At 35.4% G+C, this 14,224-nt stretch carries 12 protein-coding genes and 1 pseudogene; 2 read left to right on the top strand and 11 right to left on the bottom strand.

Annotation, left to right across the window (positions count from 1 at the left end):
• Positions 1 to 2,542 precede the first annotated feature (2,542 nt).
• The 7 genes from ACFINY_RS07710 to parA all read right to left on the bottom strand — a co-directional run bounded on the left by ACFINY_RS07710 (position 2,543) and on the right by parA (position 5,984).
• Positions 2,543 to 2,761 (bottom strand): EexN family lipoprotein, encoded by a 219-nt coding sequence (locus ACFINY_RS07710; RefSeq protein WP_375613558.1) that lies wholly within the window; start codon positions 2,759 to 2,761, stop codon positions 2,543 to 2,545.
• Between the two features lie 3 nt (positions 2,762 to 2,764).
• Positions 2,765 to 3,034: an EexN family lipoprotein gene (locus tag ACFINY_RS07705; protein ID WP_375627922.1), complete on the bottom strand. Its 270-nt coding sequence runs from the start codon at positions 3,032 to 3,034 to the stop codon at positions 2,765 to 2,767.
• 44 nt (positions 3,035 to 3,078) lie between these two features.
• Positions 3,079 to 3,291 carry an EexN family lipoprotein gene (locus tag ACFINY_RS07700; protein ID WP_375621543.1) on the bottom strand — a complete coding sequence of 71 codons (213 nt, stop codon included), beginning with the start codon at positions 3,289 to 3,291 and terminating at the stop codon, positions 3,079 to 3,081.
• Between the two features lie 3 nt (positions 3,292 to 3,294).
• Positions 3,295 to 3,561 (bottom strand): EexN family lipoprotein, encoded by a 267-nt coding sequence (locus ACFINY_RS07695; protein ID WP_375651217.1) that lies wholly within the window; start codon positions 3,559 to 3,561, stop codon positions 3,295 to 3,297.
• Between the two features lie 189 nt (positions 3,562 to 3,750).
• Positions 3,751 to 4,038, bottom strand: coding sequence for an EexN family lipoprotein (locus ACFINY_RS07690; RefSeq protein WP_375638604.1), 288 nt, complete (start codon positions 4,036 to 4,038; stop codon positions 3,751 to 3,753).
• A 1,089-nt stretch (positions 4,039 to 5,127) separates the two neighbouring features.
• A complete protein-coding gene (locus tag ACFINY_RS07685) occupies positions 5,128 to 5,358 on the bottom strand; it encodes a plasmid partition protein ParG (protein ID WP_375613561.1) in 231 nt (76 codons plus the stop codon).
• Positions 5,355 to 5,984 carry a ParA family partition ATPase gene (parA, locus tag ACFINY_RS07680; protein WP_273790968.1) on the bottom strand — a complete coding sequence of 210 codons (630 nt, stop codon included), beginning with the start codon at positions 5,982 to 5,984 and terminating at the stop codon, positions 5,355 to 5,357. Before parA ends, ACFINY_RS07685 begins: the two co-directional genes overlap by 4 nt.
• A 993-nt stretch (positions 5,985 to 6,977) precedes the next feature.
• Here parA and ACFINY_RS07675 point away from each other — a divergent pair.
• Entirely contained in the window at positions 6,978 to 7,307 is a 330-nt protein-coding gene (locus ACFINY_RS07675) for a TIGR01244 family sulfur transferase (protein ID WP_273790967.1), read from the top strand.
• Between the two features lie 655 nt (positions 7,308 to 7,962).
• Here the strand turns inward: ACFINY_RS07675 and ACFINY_RS07670 are convergent.
• The 3 genes from ACFINY_RS07670 to ACFINY_RS07660 all read right to left on the bottom strand — a co-directional run bounded on the left by ACFINY_RS07670 (position 7,963) and on the right by ACFINY_RS07660 (position 11,267).
• The gene (locus ACFINY_RS07670; protein WP_375637739.1) at positions 7,963 to 8,103 is read right to left on the bottom strand and encodes a hypothetical protein; all 141 of its coding nucleotides are present in this window, start codon (positions 8,101 to 8,103) and stop codon (positions 7,963 to 7,965) included.
• A 1,317-nt stretch (positions 8,104 to 9,420) separates the two neighbouring features.
• Positions 9,421 to 10,422 carry a bifunctional riboflavin kinase/FAD synthetase gene (locus ACFINY_RS07665; RefSeq protein WP_273790966.1) on the bottom strand — a complete coding sequence of 334 codons (1,002 nt, stop codon included), beginning with the start codon at positions 10,420 to 10,422 and terminating at the stop codon, positions 9,421 to 9,423.
• Positions 10,422 to 11,267, bottom strand: a complete 846-nt coding sequence (locus tag ACFINY_RS07660; protein WP_375660101.1) for a TIGR01459 family HAD-type hydrolase — start codon at positions 11,265 to 11,267, stop codon at positions 10,422 to 10,424. Before ACFINY_RS07660 ends, ACFINY_RS07665 begins: the two co-directional genes overlap by 1 nt.
• Before the next feature lie 1,180 nt (positions 11,268 to 12,447).
• On the opposite strand from ACFINY_RS07660, the pseudogene ACFINY_RS07655 reads away from it, so the two are divergent.
• Positions 12,448 to 12,802: pseudogene (locus tag ACFINY_RS07655) on the top strand (helix-turn-helix domain-containing protein).
• 878 nt (positions 12,803 to 13,680) lie between these two features.
• On the opposite strand, the gene ACFINY_RS07650 reads toward ACFINY_RS07655, so the two are convergent.
• A complete protein-coding gene (locus tag ACFINY_RS07650; protein WP_375660029.1) occupies positions 13,681 to 14,073 on the bottom strand; it encodes a helix-turn-helix domain-containing protein in 393 nt (130 codons plus the stop codon).
• Positions 14,074 to 14,224: the final 151 nt, after the last annotated feature.

The following is a 14,224-nucleotide window of genomic DNA, read 5'->3' as shown; positions in this document are numbered from 1 at the left end:
ATATCGCGACTTTACATGCGCTACTGGTATAAAAACAGAGAAACAATCATTTTATAATCAAGGTACAATTTTTGTTTACGATCTTTCTCTCGTTTTCAACCTTTTAAATGCAGCTCTTCTCTTTCATAATCATCACATTTCAAATATATTCCATGTTGAATAAATTAAAATCACTTGCTTGCACATCACAAACAACGCTCTGATGTGTTAATAAAATACGCTGAAAGAAAAAGACTTCTTATGAACCTTAGCAAATGCCAAGAACTATAATAAACATTGGAAGCAAGCCTACGATGATTGTGACTTGCTCTTTCATAAGTATAAAGATGATAGCATTTTATAGATTTTTATATTATTCAAAGTTTATATTATTTCATGAGAGCTTTACTGTTATACTATTCACATTTACCGTTATACCATTTATGAATGTCATCGTAAAATGTCTTTCGTGTGCGTTAAGAGATATTTCTTTAAAACAAGTACATAAATATGCAATACAAATATACTAATATACAACATAAGTATATTTCTTTTGGAGCGTTCTTTACTTTTGTGCAAAACATGCCCCATTAGAGCAGCATTAACCAATCTTGCTATGAGATAAACGATCAGAAAACATTTTTATCTTCCGCCGCTCACCTTAAAGGACTAAGATCTTAACTCAATCGGCTCTGTACGCAGTCCGAATTTTTGTCAAACGATCTTCTCCTGACTTTCCCCTCATCTGCTTCACTTAAACGAAAGACTCAACAAATAAACCTACGAATATTCATCGTACACTAAAAAATACTTAAACGTTCCAAGAAAACTTATATGTCTTATATTACCGTTATAAATGACAGTGCTTTATAGCATAACAGGATAAAAAAAGTTTCCAGCAACACAAAACTTACAAAATCAATCAATAGTCCTTTTAAAGCTTTCTTTTTTAGGATTCACAATACTCCAACTCCTTAAGCTTTTATAAAAAAAGGAACGATTTTAAGCTTGCCGAATATGTTGTATCAGCATATATTACAGATTGTAACATATTGTTATTCATAAAATCACCTCAAAAAGAACAGAAAGAGGTTTTTATGGCTGATCTCGTAAAAGCCGCTATGCTTTATTCAACCTTGATTATCACCATCAATGCTTTTGTTGTTATTTTAGTTCTCGTAATAGAAATATACTAAGCATACTCTTTTGGCTTTTTATAATCTGTGCAAATGAGCATCTTAATTTCACATAAGAGCAAAGCAAAATTTTAATTCTACAGATAAACCACACACCCAATTTCAAACATCGCTTGCAACTATTTGAGTATAAACTCTGCTTTTTGTATGCATTTTTAACCATCAGTGTCCGTCTTTTCACGCTATCTTGAATCTTAACTTCACTCCCACCTTAAAAAACGAAATTTTCTATCAGATATGATCTGTAAATAATTTGTCTCTTTATTGAGTAAATTTCCCCTTCAGGGCATATCACAATTCTAAAGAATAATATTTCATGAAGCTTATGATAAATCTATTGAACACCATCTTTACCCTTATGAAAGAATAAACCAGCAGCATCACACACTTTTCCAGCCCCAAATGTTGCCAACAAACCTTTAGCACTTGAGATAATTCATAAAAGGCATTTTTACGTCTTTCTTCAACAGTTTTTATCCACACGGCTCTCCCCGCTTGTACCATGCAAGAAGATGGTTTTAATTAATTCAACCGAGAACAGATTTGGAATAAGAGAAGCTTACGTTATTCGAGATCCTTATTCAACATAAAATAATTAAATTATTTTTATAAATCAAAGTGTTATTCAGAAAAACATTCATCACACACTCGAGAACAAAAAACACCTCATACGTAAAGTTTTATATGCGCTCCACCGCTCAACATGATAATATTACAACACAATTAAGATAAAAAAATAACAAGGAAAACCCTTGTAAACTCAGAAAAGAGAGAGGAGAAAAATGAAAAGATGTGGAGAGCGCTCAATTCCTCACACATCCAGCAAAACCGTCCTAGCAAAACTGTCTCACAACTTAACTAATGTTATAATATTCTCAAATCAAAAGAAATTTTTTAAAAATAGTTCGAGAAAAACATTTGAGTATGAAACAATAATAATTCTATTCAGAATGTTTTTCTCTTTATTAAAACAGAGAAAGTAATTTCCAAACAAATGTTTCCTCCTAATTTTTCCGAAATTAGCCGCAACACTTAAAGACGATCTTAGTGTGATGAAACATTTATTTGTGATAAACGCAAAAAAACACCCCAAAGATAGATTTAATCTCATATTTTAAATACATGTAACCAAAACATTAAAAAATTAGCAGTAACACGTAACAACTCATTGGGAGGCAATACTATCTACAATTGAAAGCACTTTTGAGCTGAACAAATGACAGTATAGCATACGTTTACACAAAGAGTACTGATCGTAAACGACTAATTCTTGAAGCCATAAAAAGACTCTCTAAAAGTTAGAGAGAGCCTAAAAACGCAATAGAATCAAGAACTAAAAAATTCCTTATTTATTGAACTGTATGTTTTTAATTAATGCCAAACATAAGTTCCATATATGCTTGTCTGGCATGTTGGCAATTTTTAGATTTCTCCATAGAAGATTGATCCAGCTTTTCACATTTTTTTGCCCACTCTTCGAGTAATGTTTTATCTTTCTTAAATTCCGCTACGCTGTAGTTTTTTTCGCAACCAGCAACGACAAGTCCAGTACAAAGCAGCAATGCTGTAATAATAACTTTATTCATGATTTAATTTCCTTCCTTTTTCTCTTCAGTTTTTTTCTCGTCATCATGTACAAAGCTTGAACCAGGCCAATCTCGGGCATGAACTTCACGATACGCTTTATCTGCGTTTTTACAATTTTGAGAATCTAAATCCTCTGATATCATGCATTTCATTGCCCATTGCTCGAGTAATTTGGGATCCTTCTTAAATTCCGCTACGCTATAAGTTTTTTCACAACCAGAAACGACAAGTCCAGCACAAACCAGCAATGCTGTAATAATGGCTTTATTCATCAATAAATTCCCCTTTTTCAAATTTACAAAGTTTAGGACACAATTTAGGGCCTTAAAAAAAGTTCTACATATGCTTGTCGAAGGTTTTTACAATTTTGAGAGGATTTGAGCGGTGAATCATCGTTCTCACATTTCTTTGCCCATTCCTCGTATAATTTTTCATTTGTTTTAAATTCTTTTACACTATAAGTTTTTTCACAACCAGTAACAGCAAGTCCAGTACAAAGCAGCAATGCTGTAATAATGACTTTATTCATAATTTAATTCCCTTCCTTTTTATCTTCAGTTTTTTCTTGGTCGTCCTTTCCAGAGCCAAAAATTCCCCATTTTTTACGAGTTTCTAATTCAGCTTGTTCTGCGTTTTTACAATTTTTTGAATCAAAACTTCCTGCAATAAAACATTTCTCTAACCACTGATTGAGTAATTTGGGATCTTTCTTAAATTCCGCTACGCTATAAGTTTTTTCACAACCAGCAACGACAAGTCCAGTACAAACCAGCAATGCTGTAATAATGGCTTTATTCATCAATAAAATTCCCCTTTTTTCAAATTTACAAAGTTTAGGACACAATTTAGCACCCGATTAAAATTGTACATTCGGTTCATTGTGCATTTTCAAAAATTTAAAAATCTACTTCTGTACGCGATTTTTCCGAACCTATGATGATAAATCGCGTACAAAGAAAAATACCGCTATCAATATATTTTTTATGATTTAATTGTTGTCCTGCTTTTTTTCAGTTTCATTCCCCTTTTTGCTACTTTCACGAAGTTCCTTTGCAAGATTTCTATAATGCTCTTGAAAAAGTTCCATATCGGCTTGCATGACATTTTGACAATTCTTGGTTTCAAAAGCAGAGGGGCCCATTTTATCGCATTTCTTTCCCCATTCTTGCATCAATTTTTTATCTTTCTTAAACTCTGCTACGCTATAAGTTTTTTCACAACCAGAAACGACAAGTCCTACGCAAAGCAGCAGCACTGTTATAATGATCTTGTTCATGATTTAACCCCTCTCTTTGTTTTATATTTTATTAACAATATCTTTGGATTCACATCCCCTCCTATATTGTGACCTTGCGTCTAATTTTCCTTTGCAAATACGCACATTTTCAACGCAAACATGTTAAATCATGAGAGCCGCTTTCATTTATCAGACTTGCATTTGTAACATTATCTGCACGGCAGCTCTTTGTATTTGAAGTGTTAAAACTTCAGCAAAAATTCTGATATCTTGACATTCTCAAAAAGCTTTTTAATCATTTCTTTTCCTTCAAGAACCTCTTGGTAACGAGAAGCAGCACGATATCTTACCCCAAATTCGTCATGCCTATACCCATTGCAAATTCCCTGCAAACGAAAGAATACAGCTTTTAGTCAACTAATTGCGCTCTTATCATTTCTAAACCACCGGAAAAGAAAGAAAGCTTTAAGTCCCCCTGCACTTTTTAAAAGCCAATAGAAATGCTAAAAAAGCAATCTTATACATTCCAATTGAAGAAAAAAGCCTATTGCCTTGCGTACCATTACAGCTGGCATTAACTATTTAAGACTATAAAATCATATAAATGTAAGAAATATTGTCTATAATATGCTCAATGACTTCTTTTGTTTATTAGGAAAAATTATAGCGCGTCAATATCAGTAAATTTTACTTATTTTTATCCCCCCCTTTATAAACATGAATATAATTTAATAAAACGGATTGCTGAATAACAGAAAAAAATAATCAACGCTACTCTTAATTACATTATTTACGCATGTATTAAGTACAATAAACAAAAAAATAACCTGATATTTAAAATCATTATCAAGATAATTTTTATGGAAGAATAAACTTATCTACTCATCTAGCGGATAAGATCACAAGTAGTATGATGATTATCACATTTATAGGGAAAAGTTTGAAACGGAGAATTTTTCGCAAACTCATAGCTCTTTCATGCGATGATACAGAACCTTATGAAAAACAACTTGAATGAAGCAACCATCGTGAAAAAAGAAGAGCACTTTTATTATTAACTTCGTATAAAAACAATCGATATCATCTCTAGAAAAAGCACTCAAACCAATGAAATTATCGTATCATTTTTTACACTTTTCCGTATTTTTGTGAAAGCAATTCGCGGACCTCATCAGCTATTTTAGTTCCACGACTTGCACAACTGACCTTAATCAACCGATGCAAACTTTCTGGTATATCAATCGTGAGGCGCTTCATACCTCCACTCATGCTCCCTTTGTGGCTTCCTATCCATGCATCCGCTGTTAAAGGAATTGATTTATTGGTTGGTTTTGTGCCAATTTTAATTTTTTTACTCATCGTGCTAACTCCTTGATTTCCGCTGCAACCGCTTCAATCTCTGCCGCTGCGGGTCCTTGCTTATCAACTTCATAAACGGCCTTCCCCTGTGCTGCTGCTTCTGCAAAAATCACGCGCTGCGCAACACTAGAAGAAAGAACATGCACAGGGTATATGCCAAGAGCTTCGTTCACATCGCGCCCTATCGCTGTATTGACGATTTTACGATTAATAACAAAAGCAGATTTGAGATTCTCTTTATAAACGCGTGCTTCATCAATCAGCTTTACAATTCCATCCGCTGCCCAAATATCATAGGGACTAGGCAAAACAGGGATAAGCACCAAATCCGAAGCCATAAGAGCACTACGAGCAAGATCAGTTACACGCGGAGGACCATCGATAATAATATGATCATAACCATGACCAATCTGTGTAATCTCTTTGTGAACCGTTGCACGCGGTAAACCAATAACCGAAAACAAAGGTGCATCTTCACGCGCAGCAGCCCAATCCAATGCGCTTCCCTGTGGATCAACATCAATAAGCAATACCCGTGCACCGGTACGGGCAAAACTGGCCGCAAGATTAACACTCAACGTCGTTTTTCCGACACCTCCCTTTTGATTCAAAAGTCCAATAATCATTTATTACGCCTTTCAGCATTATCGTTTTTACGATTATACAGAAAGTAATAAAAGAAACAAGCATCCAATACGTGCAAAATAACCATTTCTCCTATTTTTAGGATAAATAACAATAGCCCGCAATTTTTTATAATATTCTTTTAGCATGAGCAAAAACATTATGAAGATGATATTCTTGAAAAGAACAAAATAAATTTAAAAGAGGCATGCTCTTCTTCCCCCTCCCTAAAACGAAGATTCTTAAATCCATGTCGATCTGTAAACAATGCGCTGTAAATGATCCAGCTTCTTATTTTGCGCCAGCCTTTTGGGCTTCTCCCTTCATGCAATCCACTTAATACAACTCTACAAACAAGCTCCACTCTGAATATACAACAAACTATAAGGAGAATTCATTGTTTTGCACGTTGAATGAGAGAGCCGAAATCAGGAAGATTCTCTCATTTCATGCCTCTTATATTAAATTAATCAAAATCATATCTCTTGTACGTACAAGCAGGGCTGGCGTGTGGGCAAGAACTGTACAAAAAAGGATTTAAAATGCTTCTTATGCAGAATCTCCAGTACCAAGAACTATTACAATATTGGGGGCTGGCAAATATAATAGGTGCCGACTTCCTTCTTCATAAGCGTAAAAAGGGTGGTGATCCATGAATTTTATACTCTTTGACGCTCGACAGAGTAAAATGGGCTTAAGAGAAATAAGGGTGCCTCTAGCAAGCGCGTAAACAAGCAACACAATGAAATGTCTATGTTTAGTAAACACTATAGATTATTCATAAAGACCAAACATCCGTCTTTCATAAATCGCATAACGAACATGTTGCGGAGTGAGATATTTTGCATCTTATAGCTCATTTTTCCCAAATAGATTTTCTCGACAAAAAGAATATTTTTGTTAAGATGCCACTGAAAAACTTACCTTCATTATGTTCTTTCTATATACCAGACCAGAGGGTATCGTGAAGATCATGCAATTGGGAATAAACAAAAATGAATTTACAACAAATTGAACCTGATATTTTTATCAGCGCCCAACTTAGCATAGAAAATATCAAAACATTGGCACAAGCTGGTTTTAAAACAATTATCTGTAACCGCCCCGATCACGAAGAGCTCCATCAACCTGACTTTTCTAGCATTAAAACGGTCGCAAATGAATATGGCATAAAAGCCTATCACATTCCCATTTCTCCTCCAACTATAGAAAAGTCAGCTGTTGAAGCCATGCAAACAATTTTAAAAACAGCCTCTCTGCCTCTTCTTGCCTATTGCCATCACGGAGCACGCTCGCTGCATCTTTATCGTTTAGCGCGTCTTTAAACAGAGGGCTCGCACACTTCCTCCTCGCCTTAAAAGACGAAAATTCTTAAATACACATCGATTTGTAAAAAACAATCTGTCAATAATCTTTGTCTTGCGCCTTTCCCTTGGCTTGCCACTTCATAAAACTCTACAAGCAAGCTTTGCTCCTCAATATACAACAAGCATGCACACCCGACGCCATAAAAATGCGTGAAAATTCATATGATGATCAAAGAAAATTATTTTCACCTCACTTTTTATCACTGCTCCACCTTCTTTTTCTCTTCCTTTACCAATACGAGCTCATTCGTACGCCACAGACACCTAAAACGACAGTAAAACCACTAAGAAAACCCCATATTCCGAATAAAAGGCGTGCAGAGTATTTTATAAAAAAAGCCGTAAGCCATAATCTATGATTAACTACAACATATTGATTTATAACAATTAATTATTTTGCACGTTGAATGATAAATCCTAATACCGTAAGATTCTCTCAAGTCTATTTATAGTGAAGCAATCAAAAGCGTGTTTCTTGCATGTCACAAGCAGGAAGTATTCGTGTGAAATAAAACGAGTTAAGAACAAACTCTCATAAACGCTCTCAAATAGCCAAGACTGTACAAAACTGAAGGCTTGTCAATATAACGGATGGTGTCGGATTGCTCTTTTATTAGGCATAAAGATGATAGCGCTCAACGAAGCTTGCACGATACCATTCATGAGAGCCATCATGAAAATGAATATGGGAAGCGTTGAGAGATATTTCTTCAAAAGAAGCGCATAAATTAGCAAAACAAGGATATTCCAGCATTTTATTTTACCTGTGGGGCGTGATATCCTATTCAAAGAACAACAAAAGCCTGAAGCTGTTATTTTCATGATTTAAGAGATATTGCTCTGGACCTTTTTGAAAGTAGCAAAGCCGAATTTAAAAAAGACTGTCATCTGGACTGATTTTCCCCTTTATAACTTCATATTTTCCCCAATAAAGCTGTAAACCGGTTTCAGAGATTACGCAAATGGATAATGCAATAGGGCTCTCCTCATCTAGCATACAAAAGCTGTAACAGTAGAGAGAGCATTAAAGCGCTTTAATCTTTGTCTCAAACATACTGCTCGCGTTGAGGAACACTAAAGAAAAAGTTTTATAAGAAAAACAACACCATAAAGTCATGAATAGACCGAACATAGATTGGAAAGATGTTCTAACTTTTATCCAATATTTCTATCAAAAAACAACAAAACATTATTGGCTTTGTGTTTTCATATCCTTACAAGACTGTCTTTCCTTTTCATTATAGGCGTTACATTTGTGAAAGACAAAGGAAATATATGGATAGTTTTTAACTTGAAAATCTGAAAGATTGACGTGTTACGACAACAAAATTGTGCCTTTATCCATCAAAAGCATTAGAAATTTTGAAACAAATACACCTGCTTTCTCGCAATGATTTCTTTTATCTACAATCAATCGCAGTCTCCTTAATATGCATTCCCCATCACAATATACAAGAGAAACGAAACGTAAAGCATTTTCCAGCAGCTTCATTCTCGTTTACGTGATTGGTTAGCACGAAAACTGCTGCTGAGCACTAAATCTTCTTCACAAGACTCGACAAACAAAACTTTTGTAAAAATATTCATTACATAATACAAAATATCACATGCGTAAGGTTACACGAACCAACTCTCATCATAAACGATGATACGGCATAAATGACATAATAAGCCAAATTAGAAAAAAGAAACAATAAACTTTTAAAATAAAAAAAGTCATCAATTAAATTTTATCAAACTATAAGCTTAAAATCGCAAGAAGTTTTAAAAACAGCCTTTCTCCTTCTTCACGTCTATTATTGCTAAATAGGCTGGTTGCTTATTCTTTACTGCATCTTTTATGACGAGTTTTAACGTATCAGAAAGAAACAAGCAGTAAAGTTTTAAATGACAACAAAAACCATAAAGTTAACTTTGAAAAAAATGATGCCAAAATCAGATCTTCAGATATTCGATTCTCCCTCTCAACAACGGAAAAAACATATATTCCACGATGTTTTGGAATATATGTTTGTGATTATAATCACTTTAAGTGCTATTTTTACAGCTCTTCTCTCTTTTTCAGATCAGTTTAGGACATATTTTTAAAAGTAAGCAGCCTATCCAACGTTGATAATGGTTGTACTGTCTTTAAAATTTCTTTTGCTTTTTTTTCATCACGATGCATTTGCGCAATCAAAGGTTCAAGCCCATCAAATTTTTCTTGTCCTCGCAAAAACTGGAAAAAAGAAACGGTACAGCTTTCCCCATAAAGGTCGTCGTTAAAGTCAAACAAATAGGTTTCCAAAAGGGGCGCACCATCTTTAACAACCGTTGGACGACAACCAAAGCTTGCAACACCATCATACAAAACACCGTTCGCACGACGCAAACGTACCGCATAAACACCATGAGCCAAACGAACTTGGGGAGGCAACATTTGATTAGCGGTAGGAAATCCCAAAAGACGTCCAAGTTTTTCACCTTGAATAATATTGGAGCGTATCCGATAGTGATACCCTAATAAATGGGCTGCTTTGTCCACTTCCCCTTGTGAGAGAAGTTGCCGAATAAAACTAGAAGAAATGATCAAAGGTTGTGAATCTTGAGAACGAGAAACGCAAGAAACTTGCACAACCTCAAATCCATATTTCTCTCCCCTTTGGCAAAGAAGATGTACATTTCCGCTTTTCTGATGACCAAATTGAAAATTTTCGCCTGTCACCACAACTGAAACATCAAAAACTTCCTTTAAAAACGACTTGATAAATTCGTCCGCTGAAAGAGCGGCAAACTGTGCATCAAACGGCTGTTCAATCACGCAGTCAAAGCCAAGGGTTTTAAAAATTTCAGCTTTTTCAGCTGCCTCTGTCAAACGATAGACAGGAGCTGAATGTTGAAAAAAACTTCTTGGATGGGGTTCAAAGGTTAAAACAACTGCTGGTTTCTTTTTTATACGGGCGAAATCAAGCGCTTTTTGCAACACCACCTGATGTCCGCAATGAACACCATCAAAATTTCCAAGTGCCAACACTGCTCCCCGCCAAGCCGAGGGAAACATATGAATTCCCTGAAGACGCAAAAAATTAGTCATTACTGAAGTGCCCACATGATTGCTTGTGGTTTATAACCATGACGTTCAAGAAAAGAATGCAAAGCTTGCTTATCAACCACACCATTTTGCGTATAATCATAATGATGAATCCCCCCCATAATATAAAGGGCATCAAGACCAAAATGAGCCGCCCCCTTAATATCCGTTAAAAGACCATCACCAATAGCTAAAACTTGACTTTTTTCTACTGTTCCCCGTATTTTTTGAAGTTTTTCAAAGGCACATTCATAAATAGGCGCGTGAGGTTTTCCAGCAATGCGCACCTCCCCCCCTAATTGTTGATAAAGACGAGCCAATGCACCAGCGCACCAAAATTCTTTATTTCCATAATGGACAATCACATCTGGGTTCGCACAAATAAAAGGTAAATTCCGCGACCGCATGCGACGAAACATCTCCTCATAAGCAGAGGGTTCTTCGTCAAAATCCTCAAGAAAACCGCTACAGACGACAACAGAAGCCTCCCATTCTTCAACAAATTCACACTCTAACCCTTCAAACAGCACCAAATCATGCTGTGGACCAATGAAAAAAACTTTACGCGGAGCAGTCAGAATAAGATCGCGCGTTACATCCCCTGAAGTGATAATGGCATCATAATAGTCGCTATGAACATTCATACTTTGTAATTGAGCAGCAACATCTTCCCGTAGCCGAGGAGAATTGGTCAATAAAATGACAGTTTTTCCCATTTGTCGGATTTTATACAACGCCTTCAACGCTGGTTCAAATGCATGTACACCGTTATGCACAACACCCCACACATCACAAAAAACAGCATCATAATGCGCTATAATAGTCTCAATATGGGTAACTTCATTCATGGTGCACCTATCTCTATTTGTCATTTAAAGCTGTCTTTTACTTCAAAATTACTTACCGAAAGATAATACTTGTGTCATCTGCTTTCTCAAACCATATCCCAACTTTTTATCGTCTATAGAGATCATAAGAAATGATAAAATAACTAAGTTATCATTAAGTTGTGCAAAATTCTAAAATGCTTGATAGCAAAAGCTTATCATTCCCCAATGCTCATTTTTCTCATAAAAATTTTAATTCTAACAACAACGACGTTGGTAGAGTTTTTTATCTAAAATACTCAAATTCTTCACTGAGAAAATAAACGTATCCCCCTCTTAAAAACATGCATCATGAGAAAGCCCAATATATTTTCTCATTTCAAATCCGTTTATATTGAATCAATCAAAACTATTGACTTACACATTATAAACGGAGAGCCTACAGATAAAAACACGTAAAGAAAGAAAAAATAGCTCTTATGCTCCCTTTCAAAGGCAAAAACTGTCGTAATATTTTGAACTGGCCGAGAGTATATGCCGTCCGAGCATCTTTTTTTCAATATAGCTTTTATCCCATTCATAGAGGCTTTTACGCTATATACTTTACGAAGCGCCATTGTAAAATAGACGCTAACATTGAGAAATATCTTCTAAAACAAACATGTGAATATACAACAATCAGATCTATAATGTTTTGAGTTTATTTTGCATGAGGGCTCTTTACTCATAAAAGCTTTCCCCTATCATCATGATATCTCAGACGCATCAAAACAAGCCATTTTGGTTATTGGTTAAGAGCAACACCGTAAGCGGTGCCTTGAGCTTAAAAACCAAGGTTTACCTTCGTAAAATGCATATCTGATGTCATGCGTTTAGTAAGCAAACCTTAAAAGTTTGAAAGGCAAACAACCTCTCATTTGGAAAAATCTGTCCGTCTCAAGAAAAACTATTTTTATTGCCAATCTCCTAAAATTACTTTATGAGTCAGAAAGTGTCTTGGTCGCATACGCAACGACCAATAGGGATTAAAAGCCTGAAAACTCAAACATGAATTGACCCCGCTTTGCGGATATCTCGGAATTCCGGGAGATTTTGCTATGTCCAAGTTCTTCTCAGCACTAAAAGCAAAATGCTGATTTGAGTTCAGTACTTTTAACTCCCGGAATACTCATGCGAGGGCGCTCGCAGCCGGTGGGGAAAAATGCAAGCTCCAAATCTTAATATTGATCTTTTTGTAGGCAAAAAGATTCGCTTTAGGCGAAAAATGCTAAAAATGTCTCAAAAAACATTAGGGCATCATTTAGGTGTCACTTTCCAACAAATCCAGAAATATGAAAAAGGCTTAAATCGCGTGAGCGCAGGGCGTTTAAAGGAAATTTCCAATATTTTGAATGTTCCACTTGCCTTTTTTTTACACTGATATCATCAAAAAAGACAACACCCCGTACCATTATGATGAAATCGCCTCGAGCAAAGAGGAATATTTGCTTTTAAAAAGTTTTAGAGTCCTCACATCTGTCAAACAGAAAGCGATTTTAAACTTAATTTGTGATTAAAATTAAAACGCTTTAAAAGCATAGCTATAGGGTGCTACACGCCCTATTCTTGGCTTTCTCCCCACACCTTCAAAGGATGCAACCCCCTTCTTAAACCGGTTGATGAATAATCCGCCTTCTCAAAAATAGCTCCTTCTCAGATTCCCATTTCATATGGTTCCTTTCACAAAATTATACAAGCAAGCCCTCCCTTGAATATTCACCACACTCTCTCATCAAAACACCCCATGTATAAAGTCTTATGTCTTATATCACCACACCCGCAAACGATAGCGTTTTACAGCACAACAGAATAAGCATTTATCCGTATTTAAAGGGGGCCCTTTTTTCGCTATGGACGCTCTCTTTATTTTAGATGATGTGCATTTAATATATCTTCTATTAAAGACTTAGTATCTGTTATAAAGTCTTAAAGGCATATTTTTCCTTTAAAATCTCAATGCTACAGCAACTCCATCATAAGGCAACATGTTGATTTATAATGAGTATTCATTATTGTACATGTTAAATGAGAATCCAGAATATCGTAAGATTCTTTCATTTCAAATCTGTTCCATGTTGAATCAACCAAAACTATATCTCTTGCAGGTTACAAGTGGGAAGAGGCGTATGGATAAAAACTATTAAGTAAGAATTAAAAATGCCTCTAATGAACCGTCTCAAGTACCAAAAGCTGTAAGCAACACCCACAAGCTGACAAACTGTGTCATGTTGCAAGGCTTACTCCGTTATGAAGCGTAAAGATGGGGGGCTCAATGGCTTTACCCTTATACCCCTTTACGGATAACATGTAAGTTTTATGTAAAAATAACTTGCTGTATTTATACAGCTTTTTTACTGTGAGGGACGCGTAAATAAAAGTTAGGGAATAGGATTTTCTAACATTTGTCTACAACAGTAGCATTTTCTTTTCTTTGCGCTTCGCTAATCATCTCTAATAATGTTTTGAATGCTTCTAAATCCTCTTGTGAAAAATCTTTTAAAGTTCTAAAAAACATGCCAACAGCTTCACCTCTCAACGGATCAGAAGTCTTGATTGTAAAACTTTTGCGACAAGCATCCGATTCTCTTCTCAAAATTTCTGCTACCTCTTGATCTAAAGCATAGAGTTCAATTATCTTTTCCTCCAGTCCTACAGGAACAGATTTTTTGCCAATTTCTACAGCAGATAAAAATGATACAGATATGTCTAATTTCTTAGCCATATCTAAGAGGCGTTCGGAGTGATCAATGCGAAGTTTCCGTAAAATTTTACCAAAAGATGTAACCATATAAAAAGTCCTATTAGAGAAGAAATATTTCTTCTGATTCTAACAAATCTTTTTATGATTTTCTTCAATTATTACGAATCAAGAGTTCTTTTCGGGGTGGTTTTTTAGCAAAACCAGAGGTCCAAAGGGTCTCTAATTCTAAAAAGTCAAA

Source organism: Bartonella sp. AA23NXGY (assembly GCF_042197165.1).
Taxonomy (GTDB): Bacteria; Pseudomonadota; Alphaproteobacteria; order Rhizobiales; family Rhizobiaceae; genus Bartonella.
The sequence above is the reverse complement of the archived record's forward strand: the minus strand, read 5'-3'. Positions and strand labels throughout refer to the sequence as shown.

Excerpts from the sequence above, each read along its gene's own strand:
- ACFINY_RS07710 (WP_375613558.1), bottom strand. The coding sequence starts at position 2,761 with ATGAATAAAGTTATTATTACAGCATTGCTGCTTTGTACTGGACTTGTC.
- ACFINY_RS07705 (WP_375627922.1), bottom strand. The coding sequence starts at position 3,034 with ATGAATAAAGCCATTATTACAGCATTGCTGGTTTGTGCTGGACTTGTC.
- ACFINY_RS07700 (WP_375621543.1), bottom strand. The coding sequence starts at position 3,291 with ATGAATAAAGTCATTATTACAGCATTGCTGCTTTGTACTGGACTTGCT.
- ACFINY_RS07695 (WP_375651217.1), bottom strand. The coding sequence starts at position 3,561 with ATGAATAAAGCCATTATTACAGCATTGCTGGTTTGTACTGGACTTGTC.
- ACFINY_RS07690 (WP_375638604.1), bottom strand. The coding sequence starts at position 4,038 with ATGAACAAGATCATTATAACAGTGCTGCTGCTTTGCGTAGGACTTGTC.
- ACFINY_RS07685 (WP_375613561.1), bottom strand. The coding sequence starts at position 5,358 with ATGAGTAAAAAAATTAAAATTGGCACAAAACCAACCAATAAATCAATT.
- parA (WP_273790968.1), bottom strand. The coding sequence starts at position 5,984 with ATGATTATTGGACTTTTGAATCAAAAGGGAGGTGTCGGAAAAACGACG.
- ACFINY_RS07675 (WP_273790967.1), top strand. The coding sequence starts at position 6,978 with ATGAATTTACAACAAATTGAACCTGATATTTTTATCAGCGCCCAACTT.
- ACFINY_RS07670 (WP_375637739.1), bottom strand. The coding sequence starts at position 8,103 with ATGCTGGAATATCCTTGTTTTGCTAATTTATGCGCTTCTTTTGAAGAA.
- ACFINY_RS07665 (WP_273790966.1), bottom strand. The coding sequence starts at position 10,422 with ATGACTAATTTTTTGCGTCTTCAGGGAATTCATATGTTTCCCTCGGCT.
- ACFINY_RS07660 (WP_375660101.1), bottom strand. The coding sequence starts at position 11,267 with ATGAATGAAGTTACCCATATTGAGACTATTATAGCGCATTATGATGCT.
- ACFINY_RS07650 (WP_375660029.1), bottom strand. The coding sequence starts at position 14,073 with ATGGTTACATCTTTTGGTAAAATTTTACGGAAACTTCGCATTGATCAC.